Origin of the sequence: Chryseomicrobium excrementi, from assembly GCF_002798305.1 — a bacterium.
In the GTDB taxonomy this organism is placed as follows: Bacteria; Bacillota; Bacilli; order Bacillales_A; family Planococcaceae; genus Chryseomicrobium; species Chryseomicrobium excrementi.
Window position 1 is genome coordinate 44,486 of sequence record NZ_PCGR01000002.1, and the last position, 23,136, is coordinate 67,621.

The 23,136-nt window shown below is 45.0% G+C and carries 28 protein-coding genes; 17 read left to right on the forward strand and 11 right to left on the reverse strand.

Annotation, left to right across the window (positions count from 1 at the left end):
* Positions 1-139: 139 nt before the first annotated feature.
* Positions 140-370 carry an excisionase family DNA-binding protein gene (locus CQS04_RS04760; RefSeq protein ID WP_094944519.1) on the reverse strand — a complete coding sequence of 77 codons (231 nt, stop codon included), beginning with the start codon at positions 368-370 and terminating at the stop codon, positions 140-142.
* 59 nt (positions 371-429) lie between these two features.
* Between CQS04_RS04760 and CQS04_RS04765 the strand changes: the two genes are divergently transcribed.
* The 4 genes from CQS04_RS04765 (at position 430) to CQS04_RS04780 (ending at position 4,731) form a co-directional block, all read left to right on the forward strand.
* Entirely contained in the window at positions 430-1,314 is an 885-nt protein-coding gene (locus CQS04_RS04765; RefSeq protein ID WP_100353043.1) for a DMT family transporter, read from the forward strand.
* Between the two features lie 155 nt (positions 1,315-1,469).
* Positions 1,470-2,588, forward strand: a complete 1,119-nt coding sequence (locus CQS04_RS04770) for a hypothetical protein (RefSeq protein WP_100353044.1) — start codon at positions 1,470-1,472, stop codon at positions 2,586-2,588.
* A 13-nt stretch (positions 2,589-2,601) separates the two neighbouring features.
* Complete coding sequence (locus CQS04_RS04775; protein WP_100353045.1) at positions 2,602-3,816, forward strand: ABC transporter permease; 1,215 nt, start codon at positions 2,602-2,604, stop codon at positions 3,814-3,816.
* Positions 3,817-3,828: 12 nt separating this feature from the next.
* Positions 3,829-4,731, forward strand: a complete 903-nt coding sequence (locus CQS04_RS04780) for an ABC transporter ATP-binding protein (RefSeq protein ID WP_100353046.1) — start codon at positions 3,829-3,831, stop codon at positions 4,729-4,731.
* Positions 4,732-4,787: 56 nt separating this feature from the next.
* Here CQS04_RS04780 and CQS04_RS04785 read toward each other — a convergent pair whose 3' ends face one another.
* A complete protein-coding gene (locus CQS04_RS04785) occupies positions 4,788-5,129 on the reverse strand; it encodes a LytR/AlgR family response regulator transcription factor (RefSeq protein ID WP_100353047.1) in 342 nt (113 codons plus the stop codon).
* Positions 5,130-5,297: 168 nt separating this feature from the next.
* On the opposite strand from CQS04_RS04785, the gene aceA reads away from it, so the two are divergent.
* The 12 genes from aceA to CQS04_RS04840 all read left to right on the forward strand — a co-directional run bounded on the left by aceA (position 5,298) and on the right by CQS04_RS04840 (position 14,551).
* Positions 5,298-6,581 (forward strand): isocitrate lyase, encoded by a 1,284-nt coding sequence (gene aceA, locus CQS04_RS04790; RefSeq protein WP_100353048.1) that lies wholly within the window; start codon positions 5,298-5,300, stop codon positions 6,579-6,581.
* 22 nt (positions 6,582-6,603) lie between these two features.
* The gene (aceB, locus tag CQS04_RS04795; RefSeq protein ID WP_100353049.1) at positions 6,604-8,229 is read left to right on the forward strand and encodes a malate synthase A; all 1,626 of its coding nucleotides are present in this window, start codon (positions 6,604-6,606) and stop codon (positions 8,227-8,229) included.
* Positions 8,210-8,332 (forward strand): protein YhfH, encoded by a 123-nt coding sequence (yhfH, locus tag CQS04_RS04800; RefSeq protein WP_094944531.1) that lies wholly within the window; start codon positions 8,210-8,212, stop codon positions 8,330-8,332. The genes aceB and yhfH overlap by 20 nt, the downstream gene beginning before the upstream one ends.
* Positions 8,333-8,561: 229 nt before the next feature.
* Entirely contained in the window at positions 8,562-9,044 is a 483-nt protein-coding gene (locus tag CQS04_RS04805; RefSeq protein WP_100353050.1) for a DUF421 domain-containing protein, read from the forward strand.
* Between the two features lie 26 nt (positions 9,045-9,070).
* Positions 9,071-9,763, forward strand: a complete 693-nt coding sequence (locus tag CQS04_RS04810) for a response regulator transcription factor (protein ID WP_100353051.1) — start codon at positions 9,071-9,073, stop codon at positions 9,761-9,763.
* A 19-nt stretch (positions 9,764-9,782) separates the two neighbouring features.
* A complete protein-coding gene (locus CQS04_RS13990; RefSeq protein WP_279327668.1) occupies positions 9,783-9,908 on the forward strand; it encodes a hypothetical protein in 126 nt (41 codons plus the stop codon).
* Positions 9,905-12,025, forward strand: a complete 2,121-nt coding sequence (locus CQS04_RS04815; RefSeq protein WP_100353052.1) for a sensor histidine kinase — start codon at positions 9,905-9,907, stop codon at positions 12,023-12,025. The genes CQS04_RS13990 and CQS04_RS04815 overlap by 4 nt, the downstream gene beginning before the upstream one ends.
* 47 nt (positions 12,026-12,072) lie before the next feature.
* A complete protein-coding gene (locus CQS04_RS04820; RefSeq protein ID WP_165775458.1) occupies positions 12,073-12,444 on the forward strand; it encodes a DUF2750 domain-containing protein in 372 nt (123 codons plus the stop codon).
* 4 nt (positions 12,445-12,448) lie between these two features.
* Positions 12,449-12,817, forward strand: a complete 369-nt coding sequence (locus CQS04_RS04825) for an MmcQ/YjbR family DNA-binding protein (RefSeq protein ID WP_100353054.1) — start codon at positions 12,449-12,451, stop codon at positions 12,815-12,817.
* A gap of 114 nt (positions 12,818-12,931) precedes the next feature.
* Positions 12,932-13,384, forward strand: a complete 453-nt coding sequence (locus tag CQS04_RS04830; RefSeq protein WP_094944540.1) for a MarR family winged helix-turn-helix transcriptional regulator — start codon at positions 12,932-12,934, stop codon at positions 13,382-13,384.
* A gap of 16 nt (positions 13,385-13,400) precedes the next feature.
* Entirely contained in the window at positions 13,401-13,931 is a 531-nt protein-coding gene (locus CQS04_RS04835; RefSeq protein WP_100353055.1) for a GNAT family N-acetyltransferase, read from the forward strand.
* The gene (locus CQS04_RS04840; protein ID WP_100353056.1) at positions 13,931-14,551 is read left to right on the forward strand and encodes an FMN-binding negative transcriptional regulator; all 621 of its coding nucleotides are present in this window, start codon (positions 13,931-13,933) and stop codon (positions 14,549-14,551) included. The genes CQS04_RS04835 and CQS04_RS04840 overlap by 1 nt, the downstream gene beginning before the upstream one ends.
* A 178-nt stretch (positions 14,552-14,729) precedes the next feature.
* On the opposite strand, the gene CQS04_RS04845 is transcribed toward CQS04_RS04840, so the two are convergent.
* The 9 genes from CQS04_RS04845 to CQS04_RS04885 all read right to left on the reverse strand — a co-directional run bounded on the left by CQS04_RS04845 (position 14,730) and on the right by CQS04_RS04885 (position 22,303).
* A complete protein-coding gene (locus CQS04_RS04845) occupies positions 14,730-15,542 on the reverse strand; it encodes an aldo/keto reductase (protein ID WP_100353057.1) in 813 nt (270 codons plus the stop codon).
* 60 nt (positions 15,543-15,602) lie between these two features.
* The gene (locus CQS04_RS04850; protein ID WP_100353058.1) at positions 15,603-16,397 is read right to left on the reverse strand and encodes an ABC transporter permease subunit; all 795 of its coding nucleotides are present in this window, start codon (positions 16,395-16,397) and stop codon (positions 15,603-15,605) included.
* Positions 16,394-17,275, reverse strand: coding sequence for an ABC transporter ATP-binding protein (locus CQS04_RS04855; protein ID WP_100353059.1), 882 nt, complete (start codon positions 17,273-17,275; stop codon positions 16,394-16,396). The genes CQS04_RS04850 and CQS04_RS04855 overlap by 4 nt, the downstream gene beginning before the upstream one ends.
* Before the next feature lie 77 nt (positions 17,276-17,352).
* The gene (locus tag CQS04_RS04860) at positions 17,353-18,795 is read right to left on the reverse strand and encodes a magnesium transporter CorA family protein (RefSeq protein ID WP_100353060.1); all 1,443 of its coding nucleotides are present in this window, start codon (positions 18,793-18,795) and stop codon (positions 17,353-17,355) included.
* Between the two features lie 70 nt (positions 18,796-18,865).
* The gene (locus CQS04_RS04865; protein WP_100353061.1) at positions 18,866-19,501 is read right to left on the reverse strand and encodes a response regulator; all 636 of its coding nucleotides are present in this window, start codon (positions 19,499-19,501) and stop codon (positions 18,866-18,868) included.
* Entirely contained in the window at positions 19,498-20,526 is a 1,029-nt protein-coding gene (locus tag CQS04_RS04870) for a sensor histidine kinase (RefSeq protein WP_100353062.1), read from the reverse strand. The genes CQS04_RS04865 and CQS04_RS04870 overlap by 4 nt, the downstream gene beginning before the upstream one ends.
* Positions 20,523-21,221: a cell wall-active antibiotics response protein LiaF gene (liaF, locus tag CQS04_RS04875; RefSeq protein WP_100353063.1), complete on the reverse strand. Its 699-nt coding sequence runs from the start codon at positions 21,219-21,221 to the stop codon at positions 20,523-20,525. The genes CQS04_RS04870 and liaF overlap by 4 nt, the downstream gene beginning before the upstream one ends.
* A gap of 49 nt (positions 21,222-21,270) precedes the next feature.
* A complete protein-coding gene (locus CQS04_RS04880) occupies positions 21,271-21,942 on the reverse strand; it encodes a PspA/IM30 family protein (protein WP_100353064.1) in 672 nt (223 codons plus the stop codon).
* A 13-nt stretch (positions 21,943-21,955) separates the two neighbouring features.
* Positions 21,956-22,303, reverse strand: coding sequence for a lmo0954 family membrane protein (locus tag CQS04_RS04885; RefSeq protein ID WP_100353065.1), 348 nt, complete (start codon positions 22,301-22,303; stop codon positions 21,956-21,958).
* Positions 22,304-22,521: 218 nt separating this feature from the next.
* Between CQS04_RS04885 and CQS04_RS04890 the strand changes: the two genes are divergently transcribed.
* The gene (locus tag CQS04_RS04890; protein ID WP_100353066.1) at positions 22,522-23,133 is read left to right on the forward strand and encodes a DedA family protein; all 612 of its coding nucleotides are present in this window, start codon (positions 22,522-22,524) and stop codon (positions 23,131-23,133) included.
* Positions 23,134-23,136: the final 3 nt, after the last annotated feature.

The following is a 23,136-nucleotide window of genomic DNA, read 5'->3' on the forward strand; positions in this document are numbered from 1 at the left end:
TCTGACAATTGCTTATATAGGCATTTACTTATTATAAGGAGGTTTAAAGTGAATAAAAAGGCTTTGCGGAATATCCGGAATTGCAAAAGGATTGCGAATAGGGGGAACAGTAAAAATCCCAACTACAGAGTAGCTGGGATCAGTCTTCGTCTTTAATATCGGGATCTTCAGGGATGGGTGTATTGCGCCACTCATCGATCAGAGCCTTCACTTGCTCTAGTTGTTCAAAATGACGGTTGAATTGCTCGTCATTGATTAAAAATTGGTCGCCATCGTGCACAGCTTTGATGCGCTTTTCAAGAACATAACGCCGAACCTGCTCTTCCGGCATCTGGAGGTACGCGGCGGTTTCTTCAATCGTTCTATACATGCGAACAGACCTCCTTGTATACTGAATAGGACGAACCACTTTGGCAAGGAGCGATTTCATTGTCTAGTTTACCATATTTACTAGTATTACTTGGAGCGATATTGTGGGGAACGACGGGGACGGCTCAGACATTTTTGCCGGCCGATGCACACCCATTTGTTGTAGCGGCAGCTCGTTCGGCAGTGGGCGGCTTGACACTGCTCCTTCCTTTACTGATCCTTCGTAAAATCAATTTAAAGCAGTGGTCTTGGAAAGAGACCTTACTTGCAGCACTTTGTATCGGATTGTTCCAAATGCTATTTTTTAGCAGCGTTAAACTGACTGGGGTGGCAATCGCCAGCGTAGTCGCTATCGGGAGCGCGCCAGTATTTTCTGGCCTTGTAGAGTGGAGTATCTTTAAACAACGCCCAACGCGTATCTGGGTGATCTCGACCCTTTTCGCTCTGGTCGGCTGTGTCTTCTTGTTCTTGAACTCCGGAACGCTGACGGTCAACCCGGTGGGTGTGATTTTGTCATTAGGGGCAGGGATCGTCTTTGCCATCTACACGATGTCGAGCAAGGCACTTGTAGCGAAGCACGATGCAGTCTCAGCTGTCGCGATGACATTTAGCGTAGCTGCGCTGTTGTTGACTCCTTTCTATTTCATCAACGGAGCGGCGTGGACAGTGGAACCTATCAATGCTGCAATTCTGCTATATCTCGGAATTGGCACGACAACGCTTGCTTATGTATTCTATACGACCGGACTGCGAAAGATTCCTTCAAGCTCTGCACTCACCTTATCCCTTGCTGAACCGACAACTGCCGCTATTTTAGGAGTTGTAGTAGTAAGAGAAGTGTTCACGTGGAATTCATGGGTGGGGATCGCGCTACTGCTTGGAAGTATCGTCGTGCTGACGGTCGGATCCCGCTATTCAAAGCCAGTAGTATATACAAAAACCTGAGTCTGCACGCGGACTCAGGTTTTTTCGTTTGTAAAAACAGTGCATCCTATAACATATTTGATGAAAGTTTAACTAAATTTAACTAATGGGTACTCAGGGAGGCTGTTTTTTGAGATGATAGAAAAGTGTGAAAATTAAAGTGAGGGGTCATTAAAATGATTCGCATGTTAAAAACCATTTTTCTTGTCGAGCGGACAGATAAAAAGACGCTCTTTGCATTACTGGCTATTGCGGTTTTCTCGCTAGCTATCAGCATCTATTCGTATCAGATTGATTTAGGCAATCCGATTGCTGAGAAATCAAACGAGTCTCTGACAGTAAAAGTAGCTCTGAACAAGTTTCAGGTAGTCGATGCTACCGAGAACGGTCCAGGTAGTCCTCTTTATAAAAATGTCGTGCAACAAGATCATGCCTATACGAAACAGGGGATGGCATTGAAAGTAGAACGACCCGAGCTCTATTTAGAGTCTGCTCTTCGCTTGACCCAGCTGCGCAAAGAGGCATTCACGATGGATGAGTATGACAAGGTTGCGGACATCATGCCACAAATGATTGAAAACGAGCTCGATTATTACTATTACAGTTATTTGGCGCAATTAGATTCGCCGCCACCTTTTGAAGCGTATTCGTATACGCAGTTTTTAATGTATCTGCTCGGATTCGTCGGAGCGTTTTGGTTCCTAATCATTGCCGTTTATTCTTCCAATATCATGATTGAAGATTTTCGCCATACGACCCTAATCAAAGGCTATCCGATTGCATTCGACCGGTATGTGCTCGCAAAAGTGCTCGTGACTTGGAGCATCACATGTTTATTCGTTTTGACATTGCTAGTGTTCAGTCTGCCTTACGGGTTCCTTGGAGCCTGGGGAACTCTTTCTAGTGTCATCTCCGTATGGAACGGAGAGGTAGAGATTCACTCTGTGCTATCGTACAGCAGCTTCGCTATCGGCTATATGCTGTTGTTATCTCTTGTGGCCATCGTCAGCTCGGTGATTTTGAACGTGTTGGTACGGAATGTCTACATCACGGTCTTTATTCAACTGGGCCTCGTGGCATTACCATTAATGTTTCCACGTCTTGCATCGCTTGTGCCTTGGTACCCGTATCACTATGTCAATTTCCCGGCTCTGTTGCGAGGAGAGAGTCTTCTGGGAGCGTACCCAGCAGAACTATCTGCTTCAATGGGACTGATCATCTTGAGCATCTATTTGGTACTTCTGCTCGCCCTCGTCAAAGGGTTCTTATCAAGCGGGAAATTACAACGAGCGTAAGGAGGGGACTGCTATGTGGAATTTTATCAAATGGGAAGTGTTGCAATTTATCGGCAACAAAAAGAACCAAGCGGTGTACATCATCTTGCTGCTCCTCAGTCTCTATTATGCAGTTGCAGTAGCACCGAACTATGAACCAATCGAAAAAGTGAGTCGTGACGAGATGCAGGCGGCGTATGATACGCGGGAAGCGTTTTTAGAAAGTGTAGAAGGAAGAGATCAGCTCTACCCACTCGTTGAATACGCGAAGTTTCTGTTTCCTGATTGGAATAAGCTCGAGTTGCAACGAGTCAATGCACTTGATGAACAAGATCTTGCAGCATATGCCTCGGCAACTGAAGATTGGTACGAATTTTCAAATCAAACGATCTATAGTAGTGGAGACTTGTTCTACTACAATCCTTTGTACTATACCTACGGAAATCGTTTTGCAAAAGATGACGGCTTCTACGGGTACGGCTACACAGCAAGCCGATTTCAAGATTATACCGAAGGGGAGCATAAACTCTCGTATGAACTCTTCGAAGAGCGAACAGCCATTCAGACACTACAAAGACTCCTATCCGATTTTTTGCCTTTTGTAATCCTTATTAGCAGTGTCGTTCTAACTGCTGACATCGTTTTGAAAGACCGGCGTAATCCAAGTCTCGTCAAAGGTTTCCCATTAGCTGATTGGAAGCGGATGTTTGGAAAAGGCATCGTGGCGATTGTAGGGAGTATCGCTGCACTCTTTCCATTAGGGGCTGGTCTAGTCCTCATTGGTTTGAGAGAGGGGTTTGGAGACTTTATGCTAGGGGTGCCTATATACAACACCGCTATGAGTATTTTCAATCCGGGTCCTGAACTATTTACTCGAATTCCGATGTGGGAATTCTTATTGTTAAATCTGGCATTTTTAACTCTATGGTTTGTAGCGCTAGTAGCGGTTATCATTCTTTTGAGTATTACAGTGCGTCTTGAATTTATCAATATTGCAGTCGGGCTAGCTATCATCTTTGCCGAATTCTTGTATTTCGAGCGAGCCGTCAGCCCATTCACCGATGCGTACTGGTATCCGACATCGTATATCCAAGTCGGTCAAGTCATCTCTGGAACGCGAGACTTCCTTTATGCTTCCCAGCTCTTCACAATGGAGCGAGGCATGCTCCTCGTCGCTGGCAGCGCTGCAGTTTGTATCTTAATTATCTTGCTCATTACCACTAATAAGCGTTTTTCATATACCAAGTAAGGAGGGAATCAAATGCTTGAGCTGAAACAGATTGGCATGCAGTTTCAAGAGAAGCGCGTGCTCGATGATATCTCGATCACATTTGAATCAGGTCAGATTATCGGCCTCGTAGCGCCGAATGGGACAGGAAAGTCCACGTTGATGAACGTCATCATGAACTACCTGTCTCCTAAACAAGGGCAGGTAATTGTTGGTGGCGCTCTGAAGTACACAAGTAAACCGAATGAAGTGAAGATTCATCAAGTGATGTCGATGATGCCAGACCAGAACGAGCTGTACAACCATGTGTCAGGAAAGAACCATATGAAGATCTACCAGACCATGTGGAACAGCCGTCCAGAATTGATTGAAGATACGATTACCAAGCTAGGTATGGCCTCTTATGTAAAGAAGAAGACAGGGACGTATTCTCTCGGGATGCGCCAGCGTCTCTGCTTTGCAATGCAGATCGTCTCGGATACAAAAATCATGTTGATGGACGAAGTCATGAACGGTCTAGATCCAACCCACGTCGAGATGATCTCACAGATTCTCGTCGAGAAAAAGCGTGAAGGCAAGACCGTCATCATTGCCTCCCACTTACTTGAGAACCTCGAGCAGTACGCAGACAAGATCTACTTCTTCAAAAACGGTAAGCTGCATCTGGCAGATGATTTAGCGCCAGGCTTCTCCGCAGAAACAGTGACGACGATCCGTCTTCCGAAAGTAACAGCAGAAGAGACAGCGAAAATAGCTGCGAAGTTTCCGGAGCTTGCGATGCAGAAGTTACCGAATGATACAATCTTGATTGATATCCAGCAACAAACAGACGAGCAGATCACGGCGCTCGTGTCTTTCCTTGTCGCATCCCATATTTCAGATTTCCATTTCGGCAAAGTGTCACTTCACGACCTGTATTCAATGGAATACCAATGATATAGAGTAAAAGCCCTCCAGTTGGAGGGCTTTTGTGTATGATGGATTGTTAGTTGTCACATCCCCAGCACCCGCTTCACATCCGCCGCATACGATTGACCCACCGGCAATTCGCTACCATCCACAAGCACCATCACCAAATTCGAAGCAAGATCCCGCGTGATTCGTTCGACAGCCAACAAGTTAACTATGAAAGACCTGTGGATTCGCACGAAATCTTCAGGCAACTTCCGTTCGAGGTCCTTTAAAGGATGCGAGACCGAATACGCTTCTCCGTCTGCATAGACCCATGTCTTCTTATGTAAACTCTCCACGTGTGTGATAGCAGATAGGAGCAGAGGCTTCCAATCTTCTTCTTGTCGGACGGTTAAAAAACGAGATGCGGTCAGCTGTTCCATTGTGTTCCTCCTCTAAAATCTTAGTTTGTCGTGGAAAAAAGGGGGTTCGTCATGAAAATTCTATTGTTTGTCAAAAAGCCGTGTCAGTTTGAATTTTCTGTTATATATTAATTTACAAGATTTAAAACTGTTATGCAACAGAAACTTACGCGAAGGGTGAGATAGAAGATGATGACACGACAAGAACAGGTTGAACAATTACGTAAAGAGTGGAACGAGAGTGAGCGTTGGCAAGGTATCGAGCGTCCATACACAGCTGAAGAGGTCGTTAAACTACGAGGATCCGTTGTCGTAGAACAGACATTAGCACGCCGCGGAGCAGAACGTTTATGGAACTCACTTCATACAGAAGATTTTATTAACGCGCTGGGGGCGCTTACTGGGAACCAAGCCGTACAACAAGTGAAAGCAGGCTTACAGGCTATCTACTTAAGCGGTTGGCAAGTAGCAGCAGATGCTAACCTATCTGGGCAGATGTATCCGGATCAAAGCTTGTACCCAGCCAACTCGGTTCCAGCAGTGGTGAAGCGGATCAACCAAGCTTTGCAGCGCGCGGACCAAATTGATCACGCAGAAGGTCGCAATGACGGGTTTGACTGGTTCGCTCCAATCGTAGCAGACGCAGAAGCTGGATTCGGTGGTCCACTGAATGTTTTCGAACTGATTAAAGGAATGATCGAAGCAGGAGCAGCAGGTGTTCACTTAGAGGATCAACTCGCTTCAGAGAAAAAATGTGGTCACTTAGGCGGGAAAGTTCTTCTTCCAACACAGAACGCTATTCGCAACCTTGTAGCAGCTCGTTTAGCAGCAGATGTTCTAGACGTTCCAACGCTAATCGTAGCACGTACGGATGCAGACGCAGCAGACATGGTGACAAGCGACATCGACGAGCGCGACCATGCGTTCATCACAGGCGAACGCACTCCTGAAGGCTTCTTCAAAACGAATCCGGGTATCGAGCAGGCCATCGCACGTGGACTTGCGTACGCACCGTATGCAGACCTTGTGTGGTGTGAAACATCTCACCCAAGCCTTGAAGAAGCGAAGCAGTTTGCAGATGCGATTCATGCGCAGTTCCCAGGGAAGATGCTTGCTTACAACTGTTCCCCATCATTCAACTGGGAAGCAAATCTGGATCAAGAGACGATTGCTAAGTACCAAGTCGAGCTTGGGAAGATGGGCTACAAGTTCCAGTTCGTCACACTTGCTGGTTTCCATAGCTTGAACCACGGCATGTTCGAGCTAGCACATGCTTATAAAACAGAAGGCATGGCTGCTTATTCTCGTCTGCAGCAAGCAGAATTCGATTCAGAGGCGAAAGGCTATACTGCGACGAAGCACCAACGTGAAGTGGGTACAGGTTACTTTGATGAAGTATCGCAGATCGTATCTGGTGGTATGTCATCGACGACAGCAATGAAAGGATCTACGGAAGTCGCGCAATTTGCGTGATGACCGGGAAGGGGTGGGACAGATGACACAATTGACGACGTCACTTGAGATCAAAGGACTCCAGGACAAAGCCACGGAACGTGTGCTGACTCCGGAAGCCCTGCAGTTTTTAGAGGGGCTCCACCGAACATTCAATGAACGCCGTAAAGAGCTACTTAAGGCACGTGAAGAACGGCAGCAGCAGCTCGATGCAGGCGGCAAACTCGATTTCTTAGAAGAGACCAAAGCAATCCGGGAAGGCGACTGGACGGTCGCCGAGCTCCCGAAAGATTTGCAGGACAGACGCGTCGAAATCACTGGTCCGGTCGACCGCAAAATGGTCATCAACGCACTCAACTCAGGAGCGAAGCTCTTCATGGCCTGTTTTGAAGATGCGACTGCACCTACCTGGCACAACATGATTCATGGGCAAATCAATATGTACGATGCGATTCGCAAGACGATCTCGTTCACACAGTCCGAGACAGGAAAGACGTATCAACTGAATGAAGAAGTAGCCGTACTACAGATTCGTCCGAGAGGCTGGCATCTTCTCGAAAAACATGTGGAAGTTGATGGAGAGCCGATGTCAGGCGGCTTGTTCGACTTTGGACTCTATTTCTTCCATAACGCCAAGGAACTGCTAGCACGAGGAAGTGGCCCTTACTTCTACTTGCCAAAGCTGGAACACTATTTGGAGGCACGTCTTTGGAACGATGTGTTTAGATATGCACAAGACACGCTTGGTGTCCCACAAGGTTCGATTCGAGCTACGGTGTTGATTGAAACAATTCCTGCAGCATTCCAAATGGACGAGATCTTGTATGAATTGCGAGAGCATTCAGCAGGTCTGAACTGTGGTCGCTGGGATTATATCTTCAGCTACATCAAACGTCTGCGCAACCAACCGGATGTCATCTTACCGGATCGCAGTCAAGTGACGATGACGTCACCATTTATGCGGGCTTACACACTTCTCGCTATCAAAACATGTCACAAGCGCAATGCTCCTGCAATGGGAGGCATGGCAGCTCAGATTCCAATCAAAGGGGATGAAGAAGCTAACGCCGCCGCTTTTGATAAAGTTCGAGAAGACAAGCGCCGTGAAGTGACCGACGGACATGATGGTACATGGGTTGCACACCCTGCACTTGTCGCTGTGGCACTTGAAGAATTCAACGAGCATATGACGGAACCGAACCAGATCTCAAGAAAGCGAGACGATGTGGAAGTGACGGCTGAGGACTTAGTGGAAGTTCCAACGGGCTCCATTACAGAAAATGGTTTACGAGTAAACTGTTCGGTGGGCGTTCAGTACATCGCTTCTTGGTTACGAGGAAACGGTGCAGCACCTATCAATCACTTGATGGAAGACGCAGCAACTGCCGAAATCTCTCGCACACAAGTATGGCAATGGATTCGCCATCCAGAAGGAAAGCTTGAAGACGGTCGCAAGATCACAGGCGAGCTTGTGGATCAAGTGCTTGAAGAAGAGTTGCAAAAGCTACAGCAACAGTTTGGAAAAGATGTTTATGACACAGGACGATTTGAAGAGGCTGCCGGTCTCTTTAGACGATTAGTTCTAAACGATGACTTTATCGAATTTCTCACAGTACCTGGCTATGACCAGTTAGAGGAGGTGACTGACCATGAATCAACCGAATCGTGAAGCGAACCCAAAAGTATGCCGCGAGTGTGGCACTGTCATTCGTGAGCAAGTCGAGTCTCAACTATTTGAATGTGAGCGTTGCTTGAACAACCAGCCGGAATAATAGGAAGTGCCCCATCTTAGGATGGGGTTTTTTCTGCGGATGAACGGATGAAGTAGTTTCCATAAAATCAGTTGGGGCGTTGAAGGAGGAAGTAGGGTCTTTAATGAGGAAAGTACGGGCGTCAATTAATTCTTTTGGGTCGCCAATCAAACAAGCTTGGGCGCTAATTCAAGTTTTCAGTCTAACGTTGGCCACTACTGTCCATACTGTCAGGTAGAGGTGATTCCCTATGTGGACGGAAGACATCAACGCACTTGAAATGATCCTACGCACAACAGTAACCTTTGCCGTACTCTTACTCCTTACGCGCTTTCGTGGGAAAGAACAGCTCAGTCAGCTCACAATGTTCAACTACATCACCGGCATCACCACCGGCTCGATTGCGGCAGATTTAGCGGGACAACAAGAGACCCCTTTTATCGACGGTATGATTTCGCTTATCATGTGGACACTTCTTACGATTCTAGTCAGTTGGATTACGTTGAAATCTATGCGAGCGAAGATGCTCATAGATGATGAGCCCTCAGTCGTCATTCGCAAAGGGAAGATCCTGCGCAAATCTTCTAAGCCGAGCTTCAAGAGAACGGCAAACTCTACATTGATAGCAGCAATGACGATTGATCTCTTCGCAACGTGCGAGGGGATTTTTTCGTTCTTAAGAATTTCTTCAGAAATCTCCCCCTTACTTGTTAAGATTTGCAAGGTACAATAGAAACAGAAGGAAGGAGGCGGTCGACGATGACACCATTTACAATTCTTGTTACAGACGATGACCAAGAGATTCGAGACGGAATCGAAATCTACTTAAAAAACGAGGGGTATCAGGTGGTCAAGGCCGCTAACGGAGTAGAGGCACTAGAGGCTCTTGAGAAATACGACATCCAGTTGGTGATCATGGACATCATGATGCCACAGATGGATGGGATTCAAGCGACATTCAAGGCACGCGAGACAAAAAACATCCCGATTATTATGTTGTCTGCTAAGTCAGAGGACGGGGATAAGATTCACGGTCTGTCAGTAGGGGCAGATGACTACGTTACCAAGCCGTTCCATCCGTTGGAACTGGTGGCACGAGTGAAGTCGCAGCTGAGACGCTTTACAAAGCTCGGTACATATGAAGGCATTCAGGCAGTAGTCGAAAAAGATGGTTTAGTTCTAGACCAAGACTCGAAAATTGTAACGCTCGATGGAGAGCCGCTCAAGCTCACGCCGACGGAGTTCAAGATCACTGAACTGTTCATGCGCAATCAAGGTCGTGTGTTCTCGATTTCCGAAATCTACGAGCGAGTCTGGCAAGAACCGGCGTACAACGCAGAAAACATTGTAGCCGTCCACATCCGAAAAATTCGCGAGAAGATGGAAGCAGATCCGAAAAATCCAAGATATATTAAGGTGGTGTGGGGCGTTGGCTACAAAATGGACAAGTAAATGGGAGACTAGAATATCTATGATTGTTATGCTGATTGGAATCATCACCATCGGATATTGCAGTTATTGCTTCATGCAGGCAGCAGAATCATCGGAGTGGCTCGCACAGCTGAAGCGGTTTGTAGATCGAGGAGGATTAGGATGAAGAAAGAACGACATTTAGGAAAATGGCTGACTCTTGCCTTGTTACTGACTCTCATTCTGGCCACTATTATTAGTTGGGCTGGACAAGGAAGAGAGCTATTGAAAGAGTTTCAAGAGACAGATGAATTTTATCACACCTTCGAATCCGAAATTGTGACGCGGTTACCGGCCCTAGTCACAGAACCTTTAACGAAAGAAGAGCTCCTGGAATCGTATACGGTAACGAATGCAGACATAGAAGAATACCGCTTTCGTTACGGCAATTTAAGTACGCAAATCGAGAATATTAACAGTCAGTATGAGACAGAGCGTGGAGAGGAACTGAGTGAAGAACTCGCTAAAGAGCGAGATGAGAAGATTGCGGATATTCGCAGAAACTTTAAAGAGGACTCCTACGTGGAAGCCAAGCTCAGGGCGGAGTGGGAAACGAAAGTCGACAATTATCTGCAAGGGCTTGCAAGAGAGCGGAAAATCTATTCAGCAAACTATCCAGGTATCGGCTATTCTCTAACGAATACCGGAAGTAATAAAACATTTGATATGGAAGGATTTTCTTCCAACGTCCTTCAATTAACTTATGGAGGAGGAGCGGAAGGGCTCTATGCCGATCGTATCGATTATTATACACAAGACAGCGATCCTATATCAGCAGAGTTAGGTTCAATCCCTGTCAATTATAGTGGCACCGTATTTCTTCCGGAATCGTATGTCTCTTCCCAGCTTGAAGATTTTAAACAACGCAAAATCATCTTCTGGGTGCTGACGATTTTCGGAATCATTGCAGCCTTTGCGAGTGTGGTTCTTTGGAAAAAATGGAAACACGAGTTATTAGCAAGTACATTCATGGACGAGTTTGCAAAACTACCTCATGAATTACGGGCAGCTATGGTAGGGTTTTTAGGTTTCTTTAGTTATGTTATGTTGTGGCAAGTGTCTAGAGGGCTTAATACTTATTACGGCTTTGATGACTTCACATTCTTTTTGTTCTTAGTTCTCATCGCCATCAATGCAATCATTTTGCAAAGTTTTATAAGTCTAGTACTTACGATGGACGACTTTACTTACAAAAACTCGATTTTGAATCGTTTAGTACAGAATATGAAAGGTTTATTCTTAAACCGAAGCCTAGCCGTGCAAATGATTTTTGTTTTAATTGTCGTGTTTTTCTGGGGGTTAGGTACTGCCTTATCTGGAGTGATCGGTGGATTGGTCTTCATCTGGATTCCCGCTACTCTATTCATCGGAATTCCAGCGTTGTACTTTGTGTTTAGTCGTATTGCCTATCTGAATCGTACGATGGCACGTACGGAATTAGTGGCAGAAGGGTTCGTAAGTGAGCCGTTTCAGGAAAAAGGTCGGTCTCGCTTGGCTGCACATGCGCGAAAGCTAAATGAAATTCGTCAGCAGCTGATTTACTCGCATTCTTCGCAAGTGAAGAGTGAACGATTGAAGTCGGAATTGATAACAAATGTGAGTCATGATTTACGGACGCCTTTAACATCGATTATTACGTATACAGATCTATTGAAAAATCCAAATCTGACAGTCGAAGAACGCGCTCAATATGTCGATGTCTTAGAACGGAAGTCAGCTCGTTTGAAAACTTTGATTGAAGACTTGTTCGATGTTTCGAAGATGGCCTCTGGCAACATTGAGCTTCAAAAAGCGCAAGTCGACTTAGCATCATTACTCCAACAGTCTATAGCTGAACAGCAAGAAGCACTTGATAAGCAGAATTTGGACTTACGTGTTTCTATTGCATCACAACCGATAATGGCACAGGTTGATGGACAAAAGATGTGGCGAGTGATGGACAATTTACTTCTAAACATCAGTAAGTATTCCATGCCGGGAACTCGAGTCTATCTAGCGTTGCAAGAATCGTTTGGAGAAGCTATCTTAACATTCAAGAACGTCTCGCAGTATGAACTCGGGGACGATACTGCAGAACTTACAGAGCGCTTTAAACGTGGCGATCAATCTCGTCACACAGAAGGTTCTGGACTTGGGCTTGCGATAGCGCAATCCATTGTTTCTTTACACGGAGGACAATTTGAACTGGATCTCGATGGAGACTTGTTCAAGGTGACGATTCGAATTCCTAAAGGAACCGTCTGACGCGTCTCTCGGATTGTGGTACGATGAGAGAAAAGGAGGCGGTTCGGATGAAAAAAGAATTGCATGAACTGACACGTCTGCCGGCAGATACGCGGTATGAAGTCTTTTTGCACACAGTAGCAGAGAGCAAACAAGTATGGGGACTGTTCCAAGAGGGCTGGGCAACAGCAGAAGACGCGAAAGGCGCACAACGCATCTTCTTCTGGCCTTCAGAAGAGTTTGCAAAGCACCAAGCCGCTAAAGAATGGCCTGGGTTCACACCTAAACCAATCGCTTTGGATGAGTTTATGGAAGCTTGGCTACCGGGTCTTGAAAAAGACGAAATCCAAATTTCTGTGTTCTCCACAGCAAAAGACGAGATTTTAGTAGAAGCAGAAACACTGCTCGAAGATTTGGAAGATCTAGAGAGCGAGGCGTGAGCAGATGCTGAACGATAACGAAGCTCTCCATGCGTTCTTTCTGGCTTTACCTGGGACTACTCATGATTACAAAGAAGAGTGGGCTGCTGATCGCTACATGATAGGTGACAAGATGTATGCAATGCTTGGTGGCGACAAAGAGGGAACAGCTATCTTAACGTTAAAAGCAGAACCTTCATATGCTGAAGAACTTCGTACTGAGTATGATGCGATTGTTCCTGGCTACTATATGAACAAGACGCATTGGAACTCGATTTACCGAGATGCAGAGTTACCGGATGAGTTGACTGCAAAGTTGATTCGCCATTCGTATGAGCAGGTGTTGGAAAAACTTCCGAAACGCACGCAGCGTGAAATTTTAGGTGATTATTAAACCAAATCCTCTTTCTCTTTTCGAGAAGGGGGATTTTTTTCAACTATTTTTGTTGCATTTACAACAATAATAGTTTAGATTAACTATAACAAATGATAGATCAGAGGTGAGTAAATGACGGAGATTCTTAGAGAGATTGGAATGATTGCTAGAGCTCTTGATTCCATCAGTAACATTGAGTTTAAAGAGTTTGATTTAGCAAAAGGCCATTACTTATACTTAGTCCGAATTTGCGAGCAGCCTGGCATAATTCAAGAGAAAGTAGCGGAACAAATCAAAGTTGATCGTACTACCGCAGCTAGAGCTATACAGAAATTAGAGCTTAATGGTCTGATAGAAAAACGAGTGGGAAAGTCGAACCGTAAAAATAAATATTTATACCCGACCGCAAAAGGTTTAGAAATATACCCTAATATTCTTAAAGAGCATAAGTATTCAGAGGAAGTGGCATTGAACGGCCTGAATGCGGATGAAGCAAAGCTATTAGAAAAAATGTTGGTTAAAGTTAGAGGGAATATCGAAAAAGACTGGGAAACTGTGAAAAAAGGAAACAAACGAATCTATTAAGAAGGATTGATTGAAGATGCCATTCACTATAAGACAATGCACAATAGAAGATGCAACCGCTATTCAACAGATAGGTCGCCAAACGTATTTTGAGACGTTCGTAGCCTACAACACAGAAGAGAATATGAACGACTATCTAGAGAAGGCATTTGCTGATGCCAAGATTCGTCAGGAATTGGAGAATCCGCATTCTGAATTTTATGTAGTAGAAACAGATGGAGTAGTCGCCGCTTATTTAAAAATCAACCAGTTGGCTGCACAGACAGAGCCTATGGACGCTGATCATCTAGAAATCGAACGGATCTATGTTTTGCAAGAGTTTCAGAAACTTGGGTTAGGTAAACTACTTTATGATAAAGCGCTGGAGAGAGCGAAGGAACTAGGGAAATCAAAAATTTGGCTTGGTGTCTGGGAAAACAATAACAATGCTCTAGCTTTTTACAAGAAGATAGGATTTGAACAGATAGGTCAGCATTCTTTCTTTATGGGCGATGACGAACAGATTGATTACATACTCGTAAAAGTGGTGAAAGAAGAGGTGCGCTGATGTATATTCCTAAACGATTCCATATAAAAGACTCGGAGGAAATTTGGTCATTCTTGAAAACGCATAGCTTTGCGACACTTGTAACTACAAGAGAGGGACGTCCTTTGGCCACCCATATACCCGTGATTGTTCGAAGGGATGGTGAGGACCTGCTAATCAGTGGACACGTTGCATATGGCAATTCGCAATGGAAAACATGGGAAGAAACGAAGGAAGCACTTGTGATCTTTCAGGGACCTCATTCCTACATATCATCTTCTTGGTATGAAGAAGAGCAGGTGCCGACGTGGAACTATCAAGCCGTTCATGTTTACGGTCCGATTCGAAAACAGACCGATGAGGAACTACGAGACGACTTGAAACAGTTGATGTTTACCTATGAACAGCATAGGGAACATCCTGTTCTTTGGGAGACGGTAACACCAGAACTTCTTGAGCGAGAGATCAAAGGAATTGTAGGCTTTGTAGTAGAGACTACGGAAGTACAAGCTGCTTATAAGATGAGTCAAAATTGGAAAGATCATGATTATGCTACTATCATTGACCAATTGAAGAAAGAACCCGATACTGGAGCTCATCAAGTCGCTAGTGAGATGGAACGACTAAGAACGAGCGATTAGTTCCCATAAAATCATTTGGGGCATTAAATGGAAGATCGCAGGGCACTAAACGTCGCCTCAAGGTCGTTAAATCACCAGCTTCAGTCGCTAAACTCAGCCTACCGGTCGTTAATTAAGAAATCCAAAATCAAAAAACCCCGAATCCATTTAAGATTCGGGGTTCATTTCTATACAACTATTAAAAATCAATTTCGTCCGGATCTGGACCTAGACGAACATCTGTTGCGATGGCATCAATTGCTGCCATGTCGTCTGCAGAAAGCTCGAAGTCAAATACAGCTAAGTTTTCGTGGATACGAGCAGGTGTCACAGATTTTGGTAAAGCGATGTGACCGTGCTGTAAGTGCCAGCGAAGGACCACTTGAGAAGGGGCTTTGCCATGCTTTTCTGCAAGCTCTTCAAATAGTGGGAACTCTAAGAACTTCCCTTGCATCAAAGGACTCCACGCTTCTACGTGAATGCCAGCCTCTTGTAGAGATGTCACAAACGCACGTTGTGGGTTTTGTGGATGCAATTCAATTTGATTCACCATTGGTTTCATTAGACCAGCTTCTTCTAACTGATCCAAGTGATGTTGCTTGAAGTTGGAAACACCAATCGACTTGATTTTGCCTTCTTGATAGAGGTCAACAAGCGCAGCCCATGCTTCTACAATACCGTCTACTGGCCAGTGCAATAAGCAAAGGTCCATATAGTCTGTCTGCAGGCGCTCAAGAGATTCAGCAAATGCTTCTTTCGTGCGACGCTCGCGGATATCGTCATTCCAGATTTTGCTCGTCAAGAAGATTTCTTCACGGGCAACGCCAGATGCGGCGATTCCTTTTGCAACGCCTTCTTCATTTTTATAGACAGCCGCTGTATCGATATGACGGTAGCCTGCACGCAATGCTTCTTCTACGGCTGATGGTGCTTCTGTATCGTTATCGACACGCCAAACGCCAAAGCCGATTTGGGGAATCTTAGTACCATTACTTAATGTGACAAATTCCATGAAAACCTCTCCTTTCGATTCGGTCTTCATTTTACCACTAGTATTTCGATTCTCAAAACATTAAAGTGTCAGATTTCGTCGTTTAAAGGTGAACGATGAAAGTATAAAGAACACCACAGCTATTAAAGCTAAAATCACACAATGGAGCACCCAGTCACTACTTCCTTGAATAATGGCGTTTGCATCAAACAAAGTGAAGAGAGAGAAGCTCTTTAGCCACTCATAGTCTACACTCAAACCACTTACAATCATCAAAACCACCATGATACCAAATAGCGCTGCACCGAGAAGGTACGACTTTCGTGATTCATTAAACAATGTTGAGAAGAAGAGGGCCACTGCAAATAAAGCAGTTAATAAGAAGAAGCTTGATACGCATAATGCTACAACCGCTTCATAATTTAGATCTAAGTTCCACACCATATCGCTTCCCCACAACACCAGAGCATTTAATAACGCCACAAGAGCGGATGCAGCGATTCCGATACCGGCAACGCTAAATACGTAGGTGCTACGAGAAATCGGTGCACTTAAGTACAACATCAGTTCTCCAGAATCAATGGGACGAGCAAGCAAACGAGAGGCAGCCGTTAGTGCAAACAACAAAGCGACAATCTGGAAGATCAAGCCGTAATAGTTCCCAGACAAAATATTCAATACACTGTCCATCATCGTGGCAGGATCAAACTGAAAGATTTCAAGAAGTTCTGGCGGCAGGGAGTCTAACTTGGCATCAATCAGGCCGGTCTCAGCAATCGATGGATAAATGGCCGCGATCATCAAAATATAAAGACTTGTTCCGATACTATAACCGAGAATCCACCCTAAATTGTCTTTGAGTAAAGCGCGTATCATAACGACCCCTCCTCAGCGTAGTAATGGATAAAGACGATCTCCAGGTCCGCAGGCGCCGAGCGGAAAGAAGAGACACGATACTGACTGACTTTTTGGAGCAGAGTATTCAGTTCATCAGTAGTCGAAACAGAGACATCGACGCGATTTCCAATCACGTGACCGTTGAGAGAACCAGCGAACGCCACTGCATCTTCAGCAGACGCAAATTCGATATGGAACAGTTTTCGACTGTTCGCAATTAAACCTTCAATGGAGTCTTGCATGATGATCCGACCGTTTCGGATGAGAGCTGCTTGGTCACAAGTCTTCTCCATTTCAGGGAAGTGGTGTGAACTCATCAAAATCGCTTTACCAGCATCTTTCTCTTTCAACACGAGCTCCAAAAATCGTTCTTGCATCAATGGATCTAAGCCACTAGTAGGCTCATCTAATAAATAGACAGGGGCGTCTTTCATGAAGCACCGGATAATAGCGAGCTTTTGTTTCATTCCCTTTGACATCTTGCGAACTTTCACTGAGGTATCGATAGGGAACAAGGCACGCAGTTCTTTCTCTCGCTCGGGAGACGTCTTATCCATGCGGCGAGTCAGTGTCAAGATATCTTCGCCCGTCAAGTCAGCAGGGAAGCTAATCTCTCCAGGAAGATACCCGACTAACGCTTTCACACGCTCTGAGTCGTTCCAGCAATCAAAACTCCCAATAGTCGCAGAACCAGAATCGGGTTTCAACAAGCCCATCAAATGGCGGATGGCTGTGGATTTACCTGCACCATTTGGACCAATAAAACCAAACACAGTCCCTGGTTCAACAGTAAACGAAACGTCAAACAACCCTTGTTTCTCTGAAAACTTTTTAGTTAATGAGTGGAGCTGAATCATCACGAACACCTCTTTTCAGGTTGTCTATATACCATTCGAGATAATTAAAAAAACTCCTCTAGAGGTACTAGAGAAGTTTAGAATTGGCTCCGTTTATAACGACGGTACCGTTTTCGTAGGGTACCACCAAGAGTGACTAGGATCAGTAGGAAAGAAAGCCCGATTCCTGTCAGCGCGACAATCAAAGAAATCCACTCGAAGAAGGAATAGCCCGGCACTTTACTCCAGTCCGTAAAGCCTTTCCAGTCTTCGATGACCAAGTTCATCCCGTAAATTCCAGAGACGACCGTGAATGTGGTCAACATGAATAGAAGATAGTTTTGGCGCTTGTCTGCTTGATTTTCCTGCGTTCGGTACAATTCGTTCAATGTATCGCGAACTTCGCGGAAAGTTTCATCCAAATGAAAAATATCGACGAAGGTTTTAGCGTGTTCTTTTCCTGTAGAACGGACAGAGACCTCTCCGAAGTAGTAACGAGCCGAGAATTTAGAAATCATTTCAATCAATTCTTCTACGTAGGACTCATCTTTTTTCCAACTGACATTACTATGTTCAAAAGAAAGACGAAGTAGCATGATGCGATAAAAGTAATGTAGTAACAAATTATAATAGTGCGTGCTCATGAACTGGCGTAACTCGTCATGCATATCTTCTGGGTCACAGACAGTCAGGGTAGAGTGCGTGTATTCGGATGTCACCGTGTAGGTGAAGGGGGCAGAGCGATCATGCGTATGTCGTTTCATATAGCGATCGACATAATCAGGCGACGTACTCGAAATGAATGGTTCGCCTTTAAGGTTAATGCCGTCTAATTGACCAAGCCGGTAGATTTGATCATCTGTCAATTCTTGACCCGGTGTCGCAAATAAGAAGGCAGAACTATACATACGTTCATCTTCAAAATAAGGGAGTGTGCCAAAATATCCTGGTAACCGGTGCTCACGTAAAATGAACGGGTGTAGGCAAGGGATCATATGTTCAAATATGTAGTCACTCGTGGATGTGTACGTGCGCTCATTGGCTCGAATGATACCTCCGCGTTCTTCCTCAAGTTTGGCTTCGACTACTCGGAAATGGTGAATGAAGTTCAAAAACTCATGCAATTGATGCTTTTCATTCACTTCTAAACGAATGGTTATCAGACCAATCCCGAAAGGGCATAACGTGATATCTAAACTATGAATTTGGAAGTTCGTACACCTACCGTCCACGAGCAGTTCGCCAACCTCTTCAAACGACCGGGAGAAGCGACTGAATGCATCGGGATTCGGTTTAGAAGGGAATAGCTTATCTTCAACGAACGGGAAAAAATACTGTTCCAGTTCCGCATGTCGCACTTCTATGCTCTCTCCGTAAAATGCATCTTCTAGTTCCGTTTTATCCAGACAAAAGAAAGTATAGTTTTCATTTTCGAGCTCTTTCATCAATTCTTGTCGTTTCTTTTCAAGAAAAGCGAAAGGGAATAAGAAGTTGACGTAGCCATGTTCAATCTCTAATGGAGTCAATTCTACTGGTTTCATCGCGTGCGTCTCCCTTCTCTAAAAAGCTTATTTAGTGTCACTTTTCCACTCTTTAGTCAAAGGTAAACGTTCAACCTTTAGAAATAAGCTGATGTTCATAGGCATAAATCACGGCTTGCGTCCTATCTTGGACGTCGAGCTTAGATAAAATATTGCTCACATGAGTTTTGGCGGTTTTTAAAGTGATGTAGGCATGATCGGCAATCTCTTGATTGCTCAATCCTTTTGCCATTAGTAGCAAGATTTCCATCTCACGCTCCGTCAGGTCGTCATGTAACGCACGTTCAGGTGCTCTCATGCGGGCTATCATCTTCGTCGTCACTTCCGGTTCTAATACAGCCTGTCCATCAAATGTCTTGCGAATCGCTTCGGCGATATGAGAAGCTTTGGACGTTTTCAACAAGTAACTCACTGCGCCAGCCTCTAAAGCAGCATACACTTTATCGTCATCGATAAAGCTCGTCACCATCATGATGCGTGCTTCCGGCCACTCTTTGACAATGGCAGCTGTTGCTTCAGCGCCCGTCTTCTTTGGCATGACCATATCCATTAAAATGACGTCGGGACGATGTTCTAGAGCAAGTTCAATGGCTTCTTCGCCATCAGATGCTTCTGCGACGACGTCCATATCCGGCTGTGCCTGCAAATAGGCGGCCACTCCAATACGCACCATTTCATGATCATCTGCTAGTAGTATACGAATCATCGAACTTCCTCCTGACGTTTAGGGACTTGGACTTCTACAAAAGTACCTTGATTTGGCACGGATACCACTTTAGCGGTCGCACCCATCTCGACAGCACGTTCGTAGACGTTTCCTAGACCATACGCACCAGGCTTTAACTTGGTCGAATCAAATCCGACGCCGTTGTCTTGTACTCGGAAAATGATGAGCTGCGGTTGATCCATTAACCGAACTTCCATTTCTGTTGCCTGTGCGTGACGAAGGGTGTTGGAGAGGGTCTCTTGCGCAATGCGGAACAAGTGATCTTCTGAAGCTTTAGATAGTTTTACAGAATCAAGGTGCCATTTTAATTTGAGTTGCACTTTTTGCTGCAGTTCTTGGAGAAGTTCATCCAGACCTTCTGAGAGAGTCCGGTCATGTAGTCCAGCAGGTCTAAGGTGCAGTAGAAGTGCCCGCATCTCCAGTTGGGCTTGATGGATAGCTCGCTCGAGTTGTTCAAGACTGCGAGACGGGGCACCATTCTGTGCTTCAATCTCCATCATGCTTGATGCGAGCATAGAGGCGCCAAAAAGTTGCTGGGATACTGAATCGTGAAGCTCTCGTGCGAGTCTTTGGCGTTCCTCGACGACGCGTTCTTGAATCAACTTCGCTTGTGATTCCGCTTTCTCTTCAGATATACGAGTTAGCGTCTTTCGTTGGGTATCCAGTAATTGAGCGGTTCTTTCAAAACCGGTCACCAGTCGTTTGCTGACACGACCATTCAAACGTTTCGGTAATCCATCGCCTTCATATAAAGAAGTGAGCGCAGATTGAACCGTCCGATCCAGTTCACTTACTGAGCGCTTGGCTAGTAAAAAATACAGTAAACTGATTCCAAAAATCACAAAACTGATCCAGAAACCGAGTGGGAGGTCCGCAAATGTTTGCTCGTAAAGAGGAGACCACGTCTCAAACGTGGGCCATCCCCATAATAAAGTGAGCAATGTGAAAACCAATGCGTGCCAGATAACGGCGAAGACTAAAAACAATACAGTGAACTGCCTCATTTACGAAGCACCTCCAAATCACCCAGCCAGCTTGCCACAGTTATGATGAGTTCTGGAGTGTCCGTGTCTAGTTGCGTGCGGTTTTCGATATGATAGCTCTGATTCCACAACCGCTTCACCGGTTCTTCGAACAGACAAGCCTCTCCTACAATAGTTGAGTAGTAAACTCGTACATTTACCCCATAAGGAACAAGAATAGTCGTCTTTCCCAAAACCTTTCGAATCGAGATGAACGATGTACCTTTCGGCAAGATGGTGTTTGTCAGATCCAAGTCATAGTCTCCAAATACACTTTGGATATGCACATCTTTCCAGGCGTAAGGCTCAGAAGACGTGATTTGTGTGGAAAACATCCGTTGCTGCAATACCTGTGAGTCTGTAGCCGAATCCGAAAAATGGAGCTGCTCCCATGACGGAATAGGTTCTTTCTTCCATACTTTATATAAGATGTACAGTACTAAACCGAATAAAATCAGTCGGGTCGTGACCATAGAAAAGACCGTAATAAAGAGGAGTACAAGGCCAATCCAAAATAACACGCGATTGCTGCGGCGCATCCCCATGTAAAGCAGGACTAGTCCCACAACAACAACAACAATCGAGCCGTTTTCGAACACCAATGTCTCTGCGGCCAATAATGCGATAAATCCAATGAGGAGTAAGGAATAGCGATTGGTTTGATTGTTTGAAGACATGTGATTTCCCCCTATCGTTGGAAAAAACAGAGGGAACTCCCTCTGCTTTCTATTCTACACGTGATTCAGTTTTTGTCTCTTGATTTTTTGACAGCTGCTCTAAGCGTTCCTCGAGAGTTGAAGCAGGCACTTCTGGCTCGTGAGCAGGTGCTTTGGGCTGCTCGAAATAACGTTCCATGTCTTCTTGAGAAGCAAGTGGTCGAGAATGGAGAGACTCTTCAATCACTTGATCCATATCACGATGCGCTTTCGCTACATTCTCTGTGCTCATCAGTTGGAGTTGACGCACTTTCATATCTTTCACTTTATGCTTCATCTCTTCATGTTTACGCTCAAGAAGAATCAATTCTTCTGTGGCACGTTGGATGCTAGATGTAAGGACATGGATTCGATTTTCGTAGGTATCGACTTCCATTCTCGCATAGTCGATGAGATCTTGTTCATTTGTCAACAAGGCAAGTTCATACTGGCTTTGACGCTTCACTAAAAGTGTCTTCGCCTCCGTTTGTTCTTCTTCAAGCTTTGTTTTCAACTGAGCTTGACGTTCTACCCAGCGTTTCGTCTGCTCGGTGCGTTTTTCTGCGTCTCTGATGTAGGTGTTTAAAGCTTGAATGGGATTTGCAGCTGTTTTTGAAGTGGATGCATGTACTTCCTGGCGGTTAAACAGTTGGCGGACGTCGTGTTCGAATGTTTCCGCTAATCGTTGAAATACGTTTGTCATGGGTGGTTCCTCCTTAGTTTCGTGTAATCTGTTTCCATTCACGTTCAAAGTTTTCGAAAGGGTCGTTCGATTTCGTTTTCATCGCGACCGGTTCACCATTCCATTTACGGATCGCATACCATATCAAAGCGATAGCAGCGAGTCCTAGAAAGGCTGGGATGTTTGAAACAGCCGTTAGTAAGCCGACGATTCCAACAGTTGCCCAAAAGACCTTACCAAGCGTGGAATGACTTTGAAGGAAGTAGTGCAGTCCTCCAATAACGAGCAGTGCGGAAAAGGCGAGCCCGATCAGCGAGCCCAAGTTGGCAAGGACGACGATAGCGCCGGTAATGCCGAGTACAATGTACAGAAATTTTTTCATCATGTTTCCCTCCTTGTTTGTATACCTTGAGTATAGATGGGTTCTTGGTATCCCCAAACGGGCGTAGTGCCGATTTTCGAATCGGTCTTAAGATGTAGAGGCACTACAACTTGCTATCTGCTATACTAATGAATGGAACTTTTTCATCTAGTAGACGTTTCAAATAGAGCCGATTCGGGAACGTTTCCGTATCGAACTTATTGTAAAGGCGGCTTATTATGGAACAATGGATAACAGACTGGCTAAGTGACTTTGGTTACTGGGGCGTCTTTTTACTAATTATGATTGAAAACGTCTTTCCTCCGATTCCGTCAGAGATTATTTTGACGCTTGGTGGATTCATGACGACAACTACATCAATGACGATTCCTGGTGTGATTGCAGTGGCGACTCTGGGTTCTGTAGTGGGAGCTGTGATTTTATATTTTATCGGTCTGCAGTTGGATGTAGAGCGTCTAGAGAAGATTGTTGAAAAGCATGGACGTTGGTTACGTGTTACGAAACATGATATCCACCGTGCAGATGCTTGGTTTGACCGGATTGGACCTTGGGCTGTATTTTTAGGGCGTTTAGTGCCTCTAGTACGAAGCTTGATTTCGATTCCAGCGGGGATGTCCAACATGCGCTTTAGTACGTTCTTGTTGTTTACGACTCTTGGTACGGTTATCTGGAATACGATTTTGGTTAGTGCAGGAGCAGCATTAGGTGAGAACTGGCACTCCTTAGTCGGATACTTCGACATCTACTCAAATATTATTTATGTCATCTTGGTTGTTGTGGCTATCGGATGGCTCATCTGGTTTTTTAATAAGAAAAAGAAACATGCATAAGGA

Bases quoted from the DNA above. Each gene is read 5' to 3' on its own strand.
- CQS04_RS04760 (WP_094944519.1), bottom strand. From the start codon at position 370: ATGTATAGAACGATTGAAGAAACCGCCGCGTACCTCCAGATGCCGGAA.
- CQS04_RS04770 (WP_100353044.1), top strand. From the start codon at position 1,470: ATGATTCGCATGTTAAAAACCATTTTTCTTGTCGAGCGGACAGATAAA.
- CQS04_RS04775 (WP_100353045.1), top strand. From the start codon at position 2,602: ATGTGGAATTTTATCAAATGGGAAGTGTTGCAATTTATCGGCAACAAA.
- CQS04_RS04780 (WP_100353046.1), top strand. From the start codon at position 3,829: ATGCTTGAGCTGAAACAGATTGGCATGCAGTTTCAAGAGAAGCGCGTG.
- CQS04_RS04785 (WP_100353047.1), bottom strand. From the start codon at position 5,129: ATGGAACAGCTGACCGCATCTCGTTTTTTAACCGTCCGACAAGAAGAA.
- aceA (WP_100353048.1), top strand. From the start codon at position 5,298: ATGATGACACGACAAGAACAGGTTGAACAATTACGTAAAGAGTGGAAC.
- aceB (WP_100353049.1), top strand. From the start codon at position 6,604: ATGACACAATTGACGACGTCACTTGAGATCAAAGGACTCCAGGACAAA.
- yhfH (WP_094944531.1), top strand. From the start codon at position 8,210: ATGAATCAACCGAATCGTGAAGCGAACCCAAAAGTATGCCGCGAGTGT.
- CQS04_RS04805 (WP_100353050.1), top strand. From the start codon at position 8,562: ATGTGGACGGAAGACATCAACGCACTTGAAATGATCCTACGCACAACA.
- CQS04_RS04810 (WP_100353051.1), top strand. From the start codon at position 9,071: ATGACACCATTTACAATTCTTGTTACAGACGATGACCAAGAGATTCGA.
- CQS04_RS13990 (WP_279327668.1), top strand. From the start codon at position 9,783: ATGATTGTTATGCTGATTGGAATCATCACCATCGGATATTGCAGTTAT.
- CQS04_RS04815 (WP_100353052.1), top strand. From the start codon at position 9,905: ATGAAGAAAGAACGACATTTAGGAAAATGGCTGACTCTTGCCTTGTTA.
- CQS04_RS04820 (WP_165775458.1), top strand. From the start codon at position 12,073: ATGAAAAAAGAATTGCATGAACTGACACGTCTGCCGGCAGATACGCGG.
- CQS04_RS04825 (WP_100353054.1), top strand. From the start codon at position 12,449: ATGCTGAACGATAACGAAGCTCTCCATGCGTTCTTTCTGGCTTTACCT.
- CQS04_RS04830 (WP_094944540.1), top strand. From the start codon at position 12,932: ATGACGGAGATTCTTAGAGAGATTGGAATGATTGCTAGAGCTCTTGAT.
- CQS04_RS04835 (WP_100353055.1), top strand. From the start codon at position 13,401: ATGCCATTCACTATAAGACAATGCACAATAGAAGATGCAACCGCTATT.
- CQS04_RS04840 (WP_100353056.1), top strand. From the start codon at position 13,931: ATGTATATTCCTAAACGATTCCATATAAAAGACTCGGAGGAAATTTGG.
- CQS04_RS04845 (WP_100353057.1), bottom strand. From the start codon at position 15,542: ATGGAATTTGTCACATTAAGTAATGGTACTAAGATTCCCCAAATCGGC.
- CQS04_RS04850 (WP_100353058.1), bottom strand. From the start codon at position 16,397: ATGATACGCGCTTTACTCAAAGACAATTTAGGGTGGATTCTCGGTTAT.
- CQS04_RS04855 (WP_100353059.1), bottom strand. From the start codon at position 17,275: ATGATTCAGCTCCACTCATTAACTAAAAAGTTTTCAGAGAAACAAGGG.
- CQS04_RS04860 (WP_100353060.1), bottom strand. From the start codon at position 18,795: ATGAAACCAGTAGAATTGACTCCATTAGAGATTGAACATGGCTACGTC.
- CQS04_RS04865 (WP_100353061.1), bottom strand. From the start codon at position 19,501: ATGATTCGTATACTACTAGCAGATGATCATGAAATGGTGCGTATTGGA.
- CQS04_RS04870 (WP_100353062.1), bottom strand. From the start codon at position 20,526: ATGAGGCAGTTCACTGTATTGTTTTTAGTCTTCGCCGTTATCTGGCAC.
- liaF (WP_100353063.1), bottom strand. From the start codon at position 21,221: ATGTCTTCAAACAATCAAACCAATCGCTATTCCTTACTCCTCATTGGA.
- CQS04_RS04880 (WP_100353064.1), bottom strand. From the start codon at position 21,942: ATGACAAACGTATTTCAACGATTAGCGGAAACATTCGAACACGACGTC.
- CQS04_RS04885 (WP_100353065.1), bottom strand. From the start codon at position 22,303: ATGAAAAAATTTCTGTACATTGTACTCGGCATTACCGGCGCTATCGTC.
- CQS04_RS04890 (WP_100353066.1), top strand. From the start codon at position 22,522: ATGGAACAATGGATAACAGACTGGCTAAGTGACTTTGGTTACTGGGGC.